This window comes from Nocardioides silvaticus (assembly GCF_003160695.1).
GTDB classification, from domain to species: Bacteria; Actinomycetota; Actinomycetes; order Propionibacteriales; family Nocardioidaceae; genus Nocardioides; species Nocardioides silvaticus.
On record NZ_QGDD01000001.1, the window covers coordinates 17,756 to 32,376 of the forward strand.

Here is a 14,621-nt window from a genome sequence, read left to right on the forward strand (position 1 = left end):
TCAGAGGCTCTTCTGGATCTCGGCCCACTTGGCCTCGACGTCGTCGAGACCGCCGCACATGAAGAACGCCTGCTCCGCCACGTGGTCGTACTCGCCGTCAGCGATCTTGTTGAACGCCTCGATCGTCTCCGACACCGGGACCGTCGAGCCCTCGATGCCCGTGAACTGCTTGGCCACGTAGGTGTTCTGCGACAGGAAGCGCTGGATCCGGCGAGCGCGGCTGACGATGATGCGGTCCTCCTCGGACAGCTCGTCGACGCCGAGGATCGCGATGATGTCCTGCAGCTCCTTGTTGCGCTGGAGGATCTGCTTGATCCGGATCGCGCAGTCGTAGTGGTCCTGGCCGATGTACTGCGGGTCGAGGATCCGCGAGGTCGACGTCAGCGGGTCCACCGCGGGGTAGATGCCGAGCGAGGCGATCTCACGCGAGAGCTCGGTGGTCGCGTCCAGGTGGGCGAACGTCGTCGCCGGAGCCGGGTCGGTGTAGTCGTCCGCGGGCACGTAGATCGCCTGCATCGAGGTGATCGAACGACCACGCGTCGAGGTGATGCGCTCCTGGAGCGTCCCCATCTCGTCGGCGAGGTTCGGCTGGTAGCCCACCGCGGAGGGCATGCGTCCGAGCAGCGTCGAGACCTCGGAGCCGGCCTGCGTGAACCGGAAGATGTTGTCGACGAAGAGCAGCACGTCCTGGTTCTGGACGTCGCGGAAGTACTCCGCCATCGTCAGCGCGGAGAGCGCGACCCGGAGACGGGTGCCCGGCGGCTCGTCCATCTGACCGAAGACCAGGGCCACCTTGTCGAAGACGCCGGCCTCCTTCATCTCCTCGATGAGGTCGTTGCCCTCGCGGGTGCGCTCGCCGACACCGGCGAACACCGACACACCGCCGTGGTTCTTCGCGACGCGCGCGATCATCTCCTGGATGAGCACGGTCTTGCCGACGCCCGCGCCGCCGAACAGGCCGATCTTCCCGCCGGTCACGTACGGCGTGAGCAGGTCGATGACCTTGATGCCGGTCTCGAACATCTGGGTCTTCGACTCGAGCTGGTCGAACGCCGGAGCCTTCCGGTGGATGCCCCACCGCTCGGTGACCTCGTACGACTCACCCTCGGTGAGGTTGAGCACGTCGCCGGTCGCGTTGAACACGTGGCCCAGGGTCACGTCGCCGACGGGCACCGAGATCGGGCCGCCCGTGTCGGTGACCTGCGACCCGCGGACCACGCCGTCGGTCGGCTTCAGCGAGATGGCGCGCACGAGGCCGTCGCCGATGTGCTGGGCGACCTCGAGCGGGAGCGTCGAGGTCTCACCGGCGAGGGTGACCTCGACCTCGAGCTTGTTGTAGATCTCCGGCATCGCGTCGGCCGGGAACTCGATGTCGACGACCGGGCCGATGACCCGCGCGACGCGACCGGTGGTGGTCGTCTCTTCAGCGGTAGCAGTCATTGTGTTCTCCGATATTTCGTGGGTCAGTCGGTGTAGTCGTGGTGCTCAGTCGTTGGCAGCGGCCTGGGCGTCGGCGAGCGCGTTCACGCCGCCGACGATCTCGCTGATCTCCTGGGTGATGCCGGCCTGGCGCGCCTGGTTGGCGATCCGGGTGAGCTTCTTGATCAGCTCGTCGGCGTTGTCGGTCGCCGCCTTCATCGCCTTCTGCCGGGCCGCGAGCTCGGAGGCCGCCGCCTGCAGCAGGCTGTAGAAGATCCGGCTCACGACGTACTGCGGCAGCAGTCCGTCGAGCACCTCGGACGGGGACGGCTCGAACTCGTAGAGCGGCAGCAGCTCGGCGTCACCGGGGGGCTCCTCGCCCTCGACGACCTCGAGCGGCAGCAGCCGGATCGCGGTGGGCTCCTGGACGAGCATCGAGCGGAACCGGGTGTAGACGACGTGGACCTCGTCGACGTCGCCCTCCTCGCCCTGCTCCTTGAGGAAGGCGTCGATCAACGCCTTCCCGATCTCTGCCGCGACGTCGTAGCCGGGCTGGTCGGAGAAGCCGGTCCAGGACTCCACGAAGTCCCGCGAACGGAACTTGAAGTAGGCCTCGGCCTTGCGACCGGCCAGGAACCAGTCGATCTCCTTGCCCTCGTCGCGCAGCCGCTCGGCGAGCCGCTCGGCCTCCTTGATCACGCTCGAGGAGTAGGCGCCGGCCAGGCCGCGGTCGCTGGTGATGACGAGCACCGCCGCGCGCTTGGGGTTCTCCTCCTCGCGGGTCAGCGGGTGGTCGACGTTGGAGAACGTCGCCACCGCCGACACGGCCCGGGTGAGCTCCCGTGCGTACGGCGCGGCCTGCTGGGCCCGCTGCTGCGCCTTGATGATGCGCGACGCAGCGATCAGCTCCATGGCGCGCGTGATCTTCTTCATCGACTCCGTCGACCTGATCCGCGCGCGGTACTCGCGCAGCGATACAGCCATGGTCGGTCCTCAGCCTCGCTTCTGCTTGACGATCTGCTCCTGCTCGAGCTCGTCGTCGGCCATCGCCTCGGCCTCGGGCTCGTGGCCGACCTTGATGCTGCCGCCCTCGGAGGTCTCGAACTGGTCCAGGAAGGAGTCGTAGGCCGCGGCCACGCCGTCCTCGTCCTCGAACTTCTGGGTCTCGCGGATCGCGTTCAGCAGGCCCTCGTGCGAGCGGCGCAGGTAGTCGAGGAACTCGTGCTCGAACCGCAGCACGTCCTCGGTCGGCACCTCGTCGAGGCGCCCCGACGTGCCCAGCCAGAGCGAGACCGTCATCTCCGCCAGCGGGTAGGGGCTGTAGGCGGGCTGCTTGAGCAGGGCCATCAGCCGCTGGCCGCGGGCCAGCTGCTGCTTGGACGCCGCGTCGAGGTCTGAGGCGAACATGGCGAACGCCTCCATCGCGCGGTACTGGGCCAGGTCGACCTTCAGCGAGCCGGTGACCGCCTTCATCGCCTTGGTCATGGCCGCACCACCCACGCGCGACACCGAGATGCCGACGTCGATCGCGGGCCGCTGGTTGGCCGCGAACAGGTCGGACTGCAGGAAGATCTGCCCGTCGGTGATCGAGATGACGTTGGTGGGGATGTAGGCCGAGACGTCGTTGGCCTTGGTCTCGATGATCGGCAGCCCGGTCATCGAGCCCGCACCGAGGTCGTCGGAGAGCTTGGCGCAGCGCTCCAGCAGCCGGCTGTGCAGGTAGAAGACGTCACCGGGGTACGCCTCGCGGCCCGGCGGGCGGCGCAGCAGCAGCGACACCGCGCGGTAGGCCTCGGCCTGCTTGGTGAGGTCGTCGAACACGATGAGGACGTGCTTGCCGTCGTACATCCAGTGCTGGCCGATGGCCGAGCCGGTGTAGGGCGCGAGGTACTTGAAGCCCGCGCTGTCCGAGGCCGGAGCCGCCACGATGGTGGTGTACTCCAGCGCGCCGGCCTCCTCCAGGGCACCGCGCACCGAGGCGATGGTCGAGCCCTTCTGACCGATCGCGACGTAGATGCAGCGCACCTGCTTCTCCGGGTCGCCGGAGTCCCAGTTCTGCTTCTGGTTGATGATCGTGTCGATCGCGACCGTGGTCTTGCCGGTCGCCCGGTCACCGATGATCAGCTGGCGCTGGCCCCGGCCGATCGGGGTCATCGCGTCGATCGCCTTGATGCCGGTCGCGAGCGGCTCGTGGACCGACTTGCGGGCCATCACGCCGGGAGCCTGGAGCTCGAGGATGCGGCGACCCTCGGGCTCGATGTCGCCGAGGCCGTCGATCGGGTTGCCGAGCGGGTCGACCACGCGGCCGAGGAAGTTGGCGCCGACGGGGACCGAGAGGACCTCGCCGGTGCGTCGGACCGTCTGGCCCTCCTCGATCTTGTCGAAGTCACCGAGGATGACGACGCCGATCTCGCGCTCCTCGAGGTTCAGGGCCAGGCCGCGCGTCCCGTCCTCGAACTCGAGCAGCTCGTTGGCCATCGCCGAGGGGAGACCGGTGACGCGCGCGATGCCGTCGCCCGCGGAGGCGACCGTGCCGACCTCCTCCTTGCTCGCCGCGTCGGGCTCGTAGTCGGCGACGTACTTGGCGAGGGCGTCGCGGATCTCGTCCGGACGGATGGAGAGTTCCGTCATCTCTGTGCCTTCTCTCTGCTTTTGCTGAACGGGTGTGAAGTCGGTGTGGGTGGCTGTCGGGTCGAGGGACCCGGCTCAGCCGGCGATCTTGCGGCGGGCGGCGTCGAGGCGGCTGGAGATCGTCCCGTCGATGACGTCGCCGTCGATCTCGACCTTGATCCCGCCGATGACGGCGGGGTCGACCACCACGTTGAGGTGCACTGCGCGCCCGTACTGCTGGGACAGCGCGGTGGTGAGCCGGTCGGTCTCTCGGTCGTCGAGCGGTCGGGCCACCCGGACCGTCGCCACGTCCTGGCCGTAGGCGTCGGCGGCGACGCGCTCGTACTCCTCCAGCGCGGCAGCGACGCTGCGGTGGGTGCCAGCCAGGGCCTGCTTGACCAGGACGAGCGTGGCCGGGAGGACCTTGCCGCCCAGCAGGTTGTCGACCAGCCCCGCCTTGTCCGCCGCGGACCTGGCCCGGTCGGAGAAGGCATCGCGCAGCGCGGCGTTGTCGTCGACCAGGCCGCGGACGGCGAACAGCTCGTCGACGACCCGACCGGCCTCCTGACCCGAGGACCGGACGGCCGCGACGACGCCGAGGTGCTCCAGGGCGTCGGCGAGGTCGCGCGAGCGGGTCCACCGACGACGCACCGCGTCCTTGAGCAGCTCGACGGTGCCGGACTCGACCTTGCCGTCGAAGAGCTCGGCCACGAGACCGGACCTGGCGTCGTCCGGTAGCGACGCGTCGGTGACGAACCGGCGAAGCGCACCCTCGGCGCGGAGGCTGGCCGCGACCGAGAACAAGTCGTCGGCCGCCGTGGCCGACCCCTCGACGCGCTCGGCCAGGGCGGCCAGCGCGTCGGAGGACGCCGCTCGGAAGGACTGCATCAGTTGGCCCCCGGCGTCCCGGTCTCGAGCTCGGCGAGGAAGCGCTCGACGACTCGACCCTGACGGGCGTCGTCCTCGAGGGACTCGCCGACGATGCGACCCGCGAGGTTGGTCGCCAGGCTGCCGACCTCCGCCCGCAGCGAGGTGACCGCCTGCTGGCGCTCGGCCTCGATCTGCGCCTTGCCGTGCTCGACGATCCGGCTCGACTCGGCCTGCGCCTGCTCACGCATCTCGGCGATGATGGCAGCCCCTTGCTCGCGTGCCTCCTCGCGGATGCGAGCCGCCTCGTGGCGAGCGTCGGCGAGCTGCTGCTCGAGCTCGGCCAGCTTGGCGTCAGCCTCGGCCTGCTTGGTCTCGGCCGCAGCCAGACCACCCTCGATCGCCGCGGTGCGCTCGGCGTACGTCGACTCGAACCGAGGCACGACGAACTTCTTGATGGCGAAGAACAGGAGGCCGAACACCACCAGCGAGAGCACGATCTCGATCCACTCGATCGCGAGCGGGCTCTCGGGGGTGTGACCACCCTCCTCGCCTTCGGCGAGGATGAGGAACAGTGACTTCATGGACCTGACCTATCGCAGCTGGTCTGGAAGACGCGCGGGTTCGCGCGTCTAGAGGGCGAACGCGAGCGCGATACCGATGATCGCCAGCGCCTCGGCGAGAGCGAAGCCCAGGATGGCGATCGACTGCAGGCGGCCCTGGGCCTCCGGCTGACGAGCGACACCACTGATGTAGGCGGCGAAGATGAGACCGATGCCGATGCCCGGGCCGATGGCGGCCAGGCCGTAACCGATCATGTTGAGGTTGCCGTCCACGGCGATTTCCTTTCGGTTGTTACTTCAGTTGTTCAGCAGGACGAGGAGGGTTCGGGAGAGGCGTTTCAGTGCTCGTCGGCGAGCGCGCCCTGGATGTACATGGCGTTCAGCAGCACGAAGACGTAGGCCTGCAGGAACTGCACCAGGATCTCCAGGAAGCTGACGAGGATCGCCATCACCCAGGCGAGCACCCCGGAGACGATGCCGATCGCGCCGCCGTACTCGGTGGCCAGGTAGAGACCACCGGTGGCGAACAGGATCAGCAGCAGGTGCCCGGCGAACATGTTGGCGAAGAGTCGGAGGGCCAGGGTGACCGGCCGGACCAGGATGTTGGAGAAGAACTCCAGCGGGACCAGCAGCGGGTACATCACCTTCGGGACGCCCGTCGGGACGCTCTGGAGCTTCAGGTAGCCCAGCGGGCCGTGCTTGGCCATGCCCGCGCCGTTGTAGACCAGCCACGAGAGACCGGCCAGTGCGTAGGCCATGCTGGCGCGGCTGAAGGTCGGGAACTGGACGAACGGGATGCTGGCGAAGATGTTGTTGACCAGCACGAAGAAGAAGAGCGCGAGCAGGTAGGGGACGAACCGCTGGAACTCGCGGCTGCCGATGATGTCGCGGCCGACGCTGTTGCGGACGAAGTCGTAGGCACCCTCGCCCGCGAACTGCATGCGGCTCGGGACCATCGCGACCCGGCGGGTCGCCAGCCAGAAGAAGCCGAAGACCAGGACGGCGGCCAGCAGCAGCTGCACCATCGGCTTGGTGACGTCGACGCCCCCGACCGAGAACAGCTCGGGGTACTGGAAGTTGGCCGGCCCGGGCGCCGTGAAGCCGTCACCCTGAGCGGTGACGGTGCTGGCTGCGGTGATCACCAGGTCTCCTCTGCGTTCACTCTGTCGTCGTGCTGTCGGGCCGGTCGGGATCCGTGCGGAACCGTGCGGCGGTCAGGTAGATCCCGAGCGCAGCACCGATGACGATGCCCACCGCAACGAGGAACCCGGTGCCGAGCCAGCGGTCGGCGAGCCAACCCGCAACTCCGTAGACCGCGACCCCGGCCACGATGTAGCCGAACGCGTGCCACGGATCGCCCTTCGACTTCGCCTCGGGCTGACTCATTTCGCCCCGGACAATAGCAGGGGGTGAACGTCATCGCGCACCGCCCTCCGTCGCCGACCGGACACCCTCGGACAGGCCGTTGCCGAGGGGCTCGGACCGCTCCTCCCGGACGAGCTCGTAGAGCGGGATCCGGGCTCGGGAGAAGGCGGTCAGCTGGGCGAGGGTCCATGCCAGGACCGCCACGATGATCGCTCCCCCGAGCCATTCCCGGCTCACCGAGCCCTCGATCGCCCCGGACCGGTTGAGGGCCACGAAGAAGACCAGCATCAACAGCACCTGGGTGGTGTAGGTCAGCATCGCGACCAGCAGCGAGGCGGTCGGCATCAACCGGGCGACCGCCCCGACGGCGAAGACGCCGAAGGAGAACACCGCCAGCGCGAAGCCGGTGCCGACCAGGGCGCCGTACGCGCCGGGAACGCCGTCCACCACCGCAGCGACGGCCACGACGACCGCGCCCACCCCCAGTGTCGCCGCGGCCGCGAGGACCGGGGCTCCGTGGGTGGTGGTCGTCAGCATCAGTGGTCGCCCTTCAGGGTGTCGAGGGGTGGCCAGGGGCGCCTCGGGAGCACTTCCTGATCGCTCGTGAAAGTTATCACAAAGTCGCCGCGAGCCTTCAATCGGCCCCCGGTACCGCCTCGGGAGCAGCGTCGGGAAGGGTCGCCGCGGGCCGGGGACGGCGCCCCCAGTGCGGCAGGAACGGCACCACGAAGGTGAGGCCGACGGTCAGGACGAAGGCGCCGCCGATGCCGAACCACACCCGGTCGTCGTCGAAGAGGCTGGCGGCCACCGTGCCGAACCCGATGAGGCCGGCCCACAGCCACATGATGACCACCGCCCGGCGGTGGGAGTGACCGATCTCCAGCAGCCGGTGGTGCAGGTGCTGCTTGTCCGGCGCGAACGGGGAGCGGCCGGCCGCCGTACGTCGGACGACGGCGAGCAGGAGGTCGGCGAGCGGCACGATCAGGATCAGGATCGGGACCGCGAGCGGCAGCAGCATCGGCATCAGGCTGGCCCGGGTGCCGCCCATCCCCTGGGAGATGTCGGTCGGGAAGAACTGCGTGGTCACCGTCATCGTGGAGGCCGACAACACCAGGCCGAGGAGCATGGACCCGCTGTCGCCCATGAACAGGCGCGCCGGGTGGAAGTTGTGCACGAGGAAGCCCACGCAGGCGCCGGCCAGCGCCGCGGACAGCAGCGCCCCCGTCGTCGCCCGGGTGACCTCGTTGGCGACCGTGAGCTGGTAGCAGAAGAGGAAGAACGCCATCGCGCTGATGCCGATGACCCCGGCCGCGAGGCCGTCGAGCCCGTCGATGAAGTTCACGGCGTTGACCGTCGCGAGCACGATCACCGCGGTCAGCAGCGCACCCTGGGTCGCGTCGAGGGCGAGCTGGGAGCCGTCCCGGCCGAAGAAGTACTTGAACTGGATGCCCGAGTAGACGAGCAGCCCGACCGCGACCACCTGACCGCCGAACTTCGTCAACGCGTCGAGGTCGAAGATGTCGTCGAGGACGCCGACCGCGCACACCACCGCGCCGGCCAGCAGCACGGAGAGGGAGTCCTCGAAGACCCACGGCGGACTCGTGGCGAGGAACGGGAGCTCGCGCGCCACCAGGAACGCCGCGAACAGGCCACCGAGCATCGCCAGCCCGCCCAGGTAGGGCACCGGCTCGGCGTGCACGTCGCGGTCACGGACCTTGGCGACCGCGCCGGTGCGCACGGCGATCTCCCGCGCGACGACGGTCAGCAGGTAGGTGACCGCCGCGGCGACCAGGAAGACGACGACGTACTCACGCATGGGCTAGGGGGTGGTCTCTTCCGGCTCGTCGTCGGGCGCCACGGTCACGCCCTCCTCGGCGAGCGCCTCGTCGAGCTCGGCGACACTGATGGCGCCGAGGCGCAGCACCCGCGGCCGGTCGCCGGTGACGTCGACGATCGTGGACGGCACCGCGCCCGGGGTCGGGCCGCCGTCGACGATCACCGACACCCGGTCGCCGAGCATGCTCACCGCCTCCGCGCCCGTGGTGGCGGCCGGCTCCCCGGTGAGGTTGGCCGAGCTGACCGCCAGCGGGCCGGTGCGGTCGAGGATGTCGCGGGCCAGGGCGTGGTCGGGCATCCGGACGGCCACGGTGCCGCGGGTCTCCCCCAGGTCCCAGCGCAGCGAGGGCTGCTCGTGGCACACGACGGTGAGCGGTCCGGGCCAGAACGCACCGGTCAGCGCCCGCGCGTAGTCCGGCACCTTCGACGCCAGCGCGTCGAGCGTGGTCGCGGTGCTCACCAGGACCGGCGGGGGCATCTCGCGGCCCCGGCCCTTCGCCTCGAGCAGCCGGGACACCGCGCCCGGGTCGAACGCGTCGGCCGCGAGCCCGTAGACGGTGTCGGTGGGCAGCACGACCAGCTGTCCGCGCTGGATCGCGAGCGCGGCGGCGTCGATGGCGGCCGCCCGCTCGTCCTCGGAACCCGAGCCGTCCACCTCGAAGACCTGTGCCGATCCGGACTCGTTCACGGCGCCCATCCTGTCACTCCCCCGTGGCGCCCGCCCCGAGCGCCCGTCGTGCCGTCACGAACCGCGGCCGGTCGTTGAGGTCGCGGTGGTCGCGGACCTCCTCCCAGGAGCCCTGCGCCGCGAAGACTGCGGGCGCCGAGGAGCCCTGGGCGTCCGCGTGCTCGACGCCGACGACCCCGCCCGGACGGAGCAGCTCCGCCGCGCGCACCGCGAGCGCGCGGATGGCGTCCAGCCCGTCGTCGCCCGAGAACAGGGCGAGGTGGGGGTCGTGGTCGCGCGCCTCCACGGCCACCGACTCCCACGCCTCGAGCGGGACGTAGGGCGGGTTGCAGACGACGACGTCCACGGTGCCGAGCAGGTCGTCGAACGCGGTCCGGAGATCGCCCTGGCGCAGGTCCACCCCGGTGCCCACGAGGTTGCGCTCGGCCCAGGCGTGCGCCGCCGGATCGAGCTCCACGGCGTGCACCTCGGCGTCCGGCACCTCGTCGGCGATCGCCTTCGCGATGGCCCCCGAGCCCGTGCAGAGGTCGACGACCACGCCCGGTCGCTGGTCGATGGCCCAGCCGGCGAGCAGCTCGGTCTCGGGGCGGGGCACGAAGACTCCCGGCCCGACGGCGAGCTCGACGTGGCGGAACCAGGCGACGCCGGTGAGGTGCTGGAGCGGCTCGCGGGCTGCGCGACGGGCCACGAGCGCGTCGTACGACGTCAGCGCCGCGGCGGGCAGCTCGGTGACCAGCGCCAGCCCCGAGCGGGTGGTGCCGAGCACGTGGGCCAGCAGCTCGGCCGCGTCGTGGTCGGGGCTGGCGACGCCGGCGGCCCGCAGCCGCTCGGCGGCCTCCCGGACCAGCGCCCGGGCGTCGCTGCTCACTCCTCGAGCGCGGCCAGCCGGGCCGCGAGGTCGGCCTCGACGCACGAGTCGAGCACCGGCTGGAGGTCGCCGTCGAGCACCTGGTCGAGGTTGTAGGCCTTGTAGCCGGTGCGGTGGTCGGAGATCCGGTTCTCGGGGAAGTTGTAGGTGCGGATCCGCTCGGAGCGGTCGACGGTGCGGACCTGGCTCCGGCGGGCCTCGCTGGCCTCGGCGTCGGCGGCCTCCTGGGCGGCGGCCAGCAGCCGGGCGCGCAGGATCCGGAGCGCCTGCTCCTTGTTCTGCAGCTGGCTCTTCTCGTTCTGGCAGCTGACGACGATGCCGGTCGGCAGGTGGGTGATCCGGACCGCGGAGTCGGTGGTGTTGACGCTCTGCCCGCCGGGCCCGCTGCTGCGGAAGACGTCGATGCGCAGGTCGTTGTCGTGGATCTCCACGTCGACGGCCTCGGCCTCCGGCACGACGAGAACGCCGGCGGCGCTGGTGTGGATCCGGCCCTGCGACTCGGTGACCGGCACCCGCTGCACCCGGTGCACGCCGCCCTCGAACTTGAGGAGGCCGTACGGCGCCTGCCCCGGCCCCTCGCTGCTCGCGCTGCCACCCTTGATCGCGACGGTCACCGACTTGAATCCGCCGAGGTCGGACTCGGCAGCGTCGAGGACCTCGGTCTTCCACCCCCGGCGCTCGGCGTAGCGGGTGTACATCCGCAGCAGGTCGCCGGCGAACAGGGCGCTCTCCTCGCCACCCTCCCCCGACTTCACCTCGAGGATCGCGTCCTTGTCGTCCGCGGGGGCGCGCGGCACGAGCAGCTTGCGGAGGCGCTCGGCGGCGTCCTCCTGCTGGGCGCGCAACGCGGTGACCTCCTCGGCGAAGGCGGGGTCGTCGGCGGCCAGCTCCTCGGCCGCGCCGGCGTCCTCGCCGTGCTGCTGCCACTCCCGCCAGACCGCGATGATCGCCCCGAGCTCGGCATACCGGCGATTGAGCGTGCGCGCGAGCCGGGCATCGGCGTGCGTCTCGGGCAGGCCGAGCCGGCCCTCGAGCTCGGCGTGCTCGGCGAGCATGCCCTCAACGGCTTCGAACACCGGTCCTCCTGACGCTTGTCGGTCGAGCTGACCCTGGTTGGTCGAGCTGACCCTGGTTGGTCGAGCTGACCCTGGTTGGTCGAGCTTGTCGAGACCAAATGACGAACGCCGGTCGCCCACCGCGAGGATGGGGCGACCGGCGCTCGGAGCAAGCTACTTCTTGGCGTCCTGCTTCTTGGCGTAGCGGGCCTCGAAGCGAGCGACGCGGCCGCCGGTGTCGAGGATCTTCTGCTTGCCGGTGTAGAACGGGTGGCACTGCGAGCAGACGTCGGCGTGGATCGTGCCGGAGGTCGCGGTGCTGCGCGTCGTGAAGCTGTTGCCACAGGTGCAGGTCACCTGGGTCACGACGTAGTCGGGGTGGATGTCCTTCTTCATGGTGTCCTCTCTCAGGTGCGCCGGGTCGCCGTACCGATGTACGGCGTGAACCGGAGCCGACGGATCAGTGTAAGAGCGCTTTTGCCGCTCCGCCTATTCCGCAGCGGCCGTGCCGCCCGGGCTACTCGCCGTGCTCGGGCGCCGGCGTGGTCTTCTGGACCTGCATCAGGAAGTCGATGTTGGTCGGCGCCTTCTTCAGCTTCTCCAGGAGCACCTCGAGCGCCTGCTGGCTGTCGAGCGCGGAGAGCACCCGGCGCAGCTTCCAGATGATCGCCATCTCCTCCTTGCTGAGGAGCAGCTCCTCCCGGCGGGTACCGGACTGGATGACGTCGATCGCCGGGAAGATCCGCTTGTCGGCGAAGTCGCGCCGGAGCCGGATCTCCATGTTCCCGGTGCCCTTGAACTCCTCGAAGATCACCTCGTCCATCTTCGAGCCGCTGTCGATCAGCGCGGTCGCCAGGATCGTCAGCGAGCCGCCGTTCTCGATGTTGCGGGCCGCGCCGAAGAACTTCTTCGGCGGGTAGAGTGCCGCGGAGTCGACGCCGCCGGACAGGATCCGGCCGCTGGCCGGCGCCGCCAGGTTGTAGGCGCGGCCCAGACGGGTGATGCCGTCGAGCAGCACGACCACGTCGTGGCCGAGCTCCACCAGCCGCTTCGCCCGCTCGATGGCGAGCTCGGCGACGGTGGTGTGGTCGCTGGCCGGGCGGTCGAAGGTCGAGGCGATGACCTCGCCCTTGACCGAGCGCTCGAAGTCGGTGACCTCCTCGGGCCGCTCGTCGACCAGGACGACCATCAGGTGGCACTCCGGGTTGTTGGCGGTGATCGAGTTGGCGATCGACTGCAGGATCATCGTCTTGCCGGCCTTGGCGGGCGAGACGATGAGGCCGCGCTGGCCCTTGCCGATCGGGCTGGCGATGTCGATGACCCGGCCGATCATGTTCGTCGGCTCGGTCTCCAGGCGCAGCCGCTCGCTCGGGTAGAGCGGGGTCAGCTTGGCGAAGTCGACGCGGTGCCGCGCCTGCTCCGGGTCGACGCCGTTGACGTTGTCGATCCGCACCATCGGGTTGAACTTCTCACGGCGCTCGCCCTCGCGGGGCTGGCGCACCTGGCCGACGATCGCGTCGCCACGGCGCAGGCCGTACTTCCGCACCATCGACAGCGAGAGGTAGACGTCGTCGGGGCCCGCGAGGTAGCCGCTGGTCCGGACGAAGGCGTAGTTGTCGAGCACGTCCAGGATGCCGGCGGCCGGCACCAGGACGTCGTCCTCGAGGATCGTGGTGTCCGGCTCGTTACGGCCACCACCGGTGGCGGGGCGGTTGCGGTCACGGCCGCGACGACGCCGGTTGCGGCGACTGCCGCCCTCACCGTCGTCGGCCTGGTCCTGCCTCTCCTGGCCCTGCCGGTCCTGCTGCTGCCGGTCCTGGCCCTGCTGCCGGTCCTGCTGCTTCTCCTGGCCCTGCTGCTTGTCCTGCTGGCCCTGCTTCTGCTGGCCGTCCTGCTTGACCTGCTTGTCCTGCTTGTCCTGGCTCTTCGGCTGGTCGCCGGACTTGGCCTGGTCGCCCTTCGACCCACCCTTGGGCTGGTCCTCGCCCTGGGGGCCGTCGGCGCGCTTCTCGGCCGGGGCCTGGTCGCCGGAAGGTGCGCTCTTCGGCTGGGACTGGGCGGCCTTGATCGCCGCCACCAGGTCCGCCTTCTTCATGCTGCCGGCGCCGGCGATGCCCATCCCGCCCGCCATCGCCTTCAGGTCGGCGAGCAGCATGGTGTTGAGTCCACCTCCGCGCTTCTTGGGCGCGGCCGGGGGGCTCTCGAGAGTGTCGGTCACGTGAGGTCCTTCCCACGTAATACGGCCGATCCGCTCCCAGGAGCAGAGGGCATTGGTCAGATCTTCCCCGCACGTGTGCCCCGTGCTCTCGCGTGGAGCCGACTGTCGCGAGGAAGGAGAGGCGCGCGATCAACGCGCGGCGCCGGAAACCGATGGATCGGTGAGTTGGCGCACAGCCAGGATAGCACCGCGGTGACCTACGGGGGCATTCACCAGGAAACGGCGCCGCGCGAGTCGACCTCGAGCTGATGGGCGGCCCACCCCTCGGGGCACCGGGCCAGCAGCCCGTCGGTGGTGTCGGTGAAGGCGAGCACGGTCGGGCCGGCGCCGGACACGATGGCCGGCACCCCGTCGGCCCGCAGCGCGTCGACCAGGTCGAGGCTGGCCGGCATCGCCGAGCGGCGGTAGTCCTGGTGCAGCCGGTCGGCCGTCGCCCGCAGCAGCTGCTCGGGGCGGCCGCCGAGCGCCGCGACCAGCAGCGCCGCACGGCCGGCGTTGAGCGCAGCGTCAGCGTGCGGCACCTCCTCCGGCAGCAGGCCGCGGGCGAGCTCGGTGGACACCGGCTCGGGCGGCACGAAGACGACGGCGCCGATCCGAGGGTCGACCTCGGAAGGTACGGCGTAGAACGTCCCGTCGGCGTCCTGGCCGGCGATCACGAACCCGCCCATCAGCGCCGGAGCGACGTTGTCGGGATGTCCCTCGATGCGGGCCGCGAGGTCGAGCAGGCCCTCGTCGCCGAGCAGGAGCCGGCCGCCGGCGACCAGCTCCCGGGCCAGCCACACGCCGGCGACGATCGCGGCCGAGGACGACCCGAGGCCGCGCGCGTGCGGGATCACGTTGACGCAGCCGAGCCGAAGGCCCGGCGGTTGCACGCCGAGCTCCTCGAAGGCGGCGCGCATCGCCCGCACGACCAGGTGGCGCTCGTCGCGCGGCACGTCGTCGCTGCCGACTCCGTCGACCTCGACGACGAGGCCCTCGTCGAGGACCTCGGCCTCGAGCCGGTCCCGCAGGTCGAGGGCCAGGCCGAGCGCGTCGAAGCCGGGACCGAGGTTGGCGGACGTGGCGGGCACCGACACCCGCACCGGCCCGACCGCGAACCGGGAGCCGCCGGTCACAGGCCGACCAGTTTCGT

General features: G+C 70.4%; 16 protein-coding genes. All 16 read right to left on the reverse strand.

Annotated features, from left to right (window positions below; genetic code table 11):
• Positions 1-1,440, reverse strand: coding sequence for a F0F1 ATP synthase subunit beta (gene atpD / locus DJ010_RS00080; RefSeq protein WP_109691611.1), 1,440 nt, complete (start codon positions 1,438-1,440; stop codon positions 1-3).
• A gap of 45 nt (positions 1,441-1,485) precedes the next feature.
• Positions 1,486-2,403: a F0F1 ATP synthase subunit gamma gene (locus DJ010_RS00085; protein WP_109691612.1), complete on the reverse strand. Its 918-nt coding sequence runs from the start codon at positions 2,401-2,403 to the stop codon at positions 1,486-1,488.
• Positions 2,404-2,412: 9 nt separating this feature from the next.
• Entirely contained in the window at positions 2,413-4,050 is a 1,638-nt protein-coding gene (atpA, locus tag DJ010_RS00090) for a F0F1 ATP synthase subunit alpha (RefSeq protein ID WP_109691613.1), read from the reverse strand.
• Positions 4,051-4,125: 75 nt separating this feature from the next.
• Positions 4,126-4,917 (reverse strand): F0F1 ATP synthase subunit delta, encoded by a 792-nt coding sequence (locus DJ010_RS00095; protein ID WP_109691614.1) that lies wholly within the window; start codon positions 4,915-4,917, stop codon positions 4,126-4,128.
• Positions 4,917-5,480 carry a F0F1 ATP synthase subunit B gene (locus DJ010_RS00100; protein WP_109691615.1) on the reverse strand — a complete coding sequence of 188 codons (564 nt, stop codon included), beginning with the start codon at positions 5,478-5,480 and terminating at the stop codon, positions 4,917-4,919. The genes DJ010_RS00095 and DJ010_RS00100 overlap by 1 nt, the downstream gene beginning before the upstream one ends.
• Before the next feature lie 48 nt (positions 5,481-5,528).
• Positions 5,529-5,732 carry an ATP synthase F0 subunit C gene (gene atpE / locus DJ010_RS00105; RefSeq protein ID WP_281271102.1) on the reverse strand — a complete coding sequence of 68 codons (204 nt, stop codon included), beginning with the start codon at positions 5,730-5,732 and terminating at the stop codon, positions 5,529-5,531.
• Between the two features lie 65 nt (positions 5,733-5,797).
• The gene (gene atpB / locus DJ010_RS00110) at positions 5,798-6,601 is read right to left on the reverse strand and encodes a F0F1 ATP synthase subunit A (RefSeq protein ID WP_109691617.1); all 804 of its coding nucleotides are present in this window, start codon (positions 6,599-6,601) and stop codon (positions 5,798-5,800) included.
• A 16-nt stretch (positions 6,602-6,617) separates the two neighbouring features.
• Positions 6,618-6,845 carry an AtpZ/AtpI family protein gene (locus tag DJ010_RS00115; protein WP_109691618.1) on the reverse strand — a complete coding sequence of 76 codons (228 nt, stop codon included), beginning with the start codon at positions 6,843-6,845 and terminating at the stop codon, positions 6,618-6,620.
• 30 nt (positions 6,846-6,875) lie between these two features.
• Positions 6,876-7,361 carry a hypothetical protein gene (locus DJ010_RS00120; protein ID WP_109691619.1) on the reverse strand — a complete coding sequence of 162 codons (486 nt, stop codon included), beginning with the start codon at positions 7,359-7,361 and terminating at the stop codon, positions 6,876-6,878.
• A gap of 97 nt (positions 7,362-7,458) precedes the next feature.
• On the reverse strand, positions 7,459-8,640 hold the full coding sequence (locus tag DJ010_RS00125) for an MraY family glycosyltransferase (RefSeq protein WP_109691620.1): 1,182 nt from the start codon (positions 8,638-8,640) through the stop codon (positions 7,459-7,461).
• Positions 8,641-8,643: 3 nt separating this feature from the next.
• Complete coding sequence (locus DJ010_RS00130) at positions 8,644-9,348, reverse strand: L-threonylcarbamoyladenylate synthase (protein ID WP_245927110.1); 705 nt, start codon at positions 9,346-9,348, stop codon at positions 8,644-8,646.
• A gap of 13 nt (positions 9,349-9,361) precedes the next feature.
• Positions 9,362-10,216, reverse strand: a complete 855-nt coding sequence (gene prmC, locus DJ010_RS00135; RefSeq protein WP_109691622.1) for a peptide chain release factor N(5)-glutamine methyltransferase — start codon at positions 10,214-10,216, stop codon at positions 9,362-9,364.
• Positions 10,213-11,292 (reverse strand): peptide chain release factor 1, encoded by a 1,080-nt coding sequence (gene prfA / locus DJ010_RS00140; RefSeq protein ID WP_109691623.1) that lies wholly within the window; start codon positions 11,290-11,292, stop codon positions 10,213-10,215. The genes prmC and prfA overlap by 4 nt, the downstream gene beginning before the upstream one ends.
• A gap of 153 nt (positions 11,293-11,445) precedes the next feature.
• Complete coding sequence (gene rpmE / locus DJ010_RS00145) at positions 11,446-11,667, reverse strand: 50S ribosomal protein L31 (RefSeq protein WP_109691624.1); 222 nt, start codon at positions 11,665-11,667, stop codon at positions 11,446-11,448.
• 121 nt (positions 11,668-11,788) lie between these two features.
• Entirely contained in the window at positions 11,789-13,426 is a 1,638-nt protein-coding gene (gene rho, locus DJ010_RS00150; RefSeq protein ID WP_109692433.1) for a transcription termination factor Rho, read from the reverse strand.
• Positions 13,427-13,698: 272 nt separating this feature from the next.
• Positions 13,699-14,604, reverse strand: a complete 906-nt coding sequence (gene thrB / locus DJ010_RS00155; RefSeq protein ID WP_211318585.1) for a homoserine kinase — start codon at positions 14,602-14,604, stop codon at positions 13,699-13,701.
• Between the last annotated feature and the right edge of the window lie 17 nt (positions 14,605-14,621).

What these genes read in the sequence shown, in the direction of transcription:
- atpD (WP_109691611.1), bottom strand. Translation starts at nt 1,440, where the DNA reads ATGACTGCTACCGCTGAAGAGACGACCACCACCGGTCGCGTCGCGCGG.
- DJ010_RS00085 (WP_109691612.1), bottom strand. Translation starts at nt 2,403, where the DNA reads ATGGCTGTATCGCTGCGCGAGTACCGCGCGCGGATCAGGTCGACGGAG.
- atpA (WP_109691613.1), bottom strand. Translation starts at nt 4,050, where the DNA reads ATGACGGAACTCTCCATCCGTCCGGACGAGATCCGCGACGCCCTCGCC.
- DJ010_RS00095 (WP_109691614.1), bottom strand. Translation starts at nt 4,917, where the DNA reads ATGCAGTCCTTCCGAGCGGCGTCCTCCGACGCGCTGGCCGCCCTGGCC.
- DJ010_RS00100 (WP_109691615.1), bottom strand. Translation starts at nt 5,480, where the DNA reads ATGAAGTCACTGTTCCTCATCCTCGCCGAAGGCGAGGAGGGTGGTCAC.
- DJ010_RS00115 (WP_109691618.1), bottom strand. Translation starts at nt 6,845, where the DNA reads ATGAGTCAGCCCGAGGCGAAGTCGAAGGGCGATCCGTGGCACGCGTTC.
- DJ010_RS00120 (WP_109691619.1), bottom strand. Translation starts at nt 7,361, where the DNA reads ATGCTGACGACCACCACCCACGGAGCCCCGGTCCTCGCGGCCGCGGCG.
- DJ010_RS00125 (WP_109691620.1), bottom strand. Translation starts at nt 8,640, where the DNA reads ATGCGTGAGTACGTCGTCGTCTTCCTGGTCGCCGCGGCGGTCACCTAC.
- rpmE (WP_109691624.1), bottom strand. Translation starts at nt 11,667, where the DNA reads ATGAAGAAGGACATCCACCCCGACTACGTCGTGACCCAGGTGACCTGC.
- rho (WP_109692433.1), bottom strand. Translation starts at nt 13,426, where the DNA reads ATGCTGCTCGCCGACCTGAAGGCGATGGCGGGCGGGATGGGCATCGCC.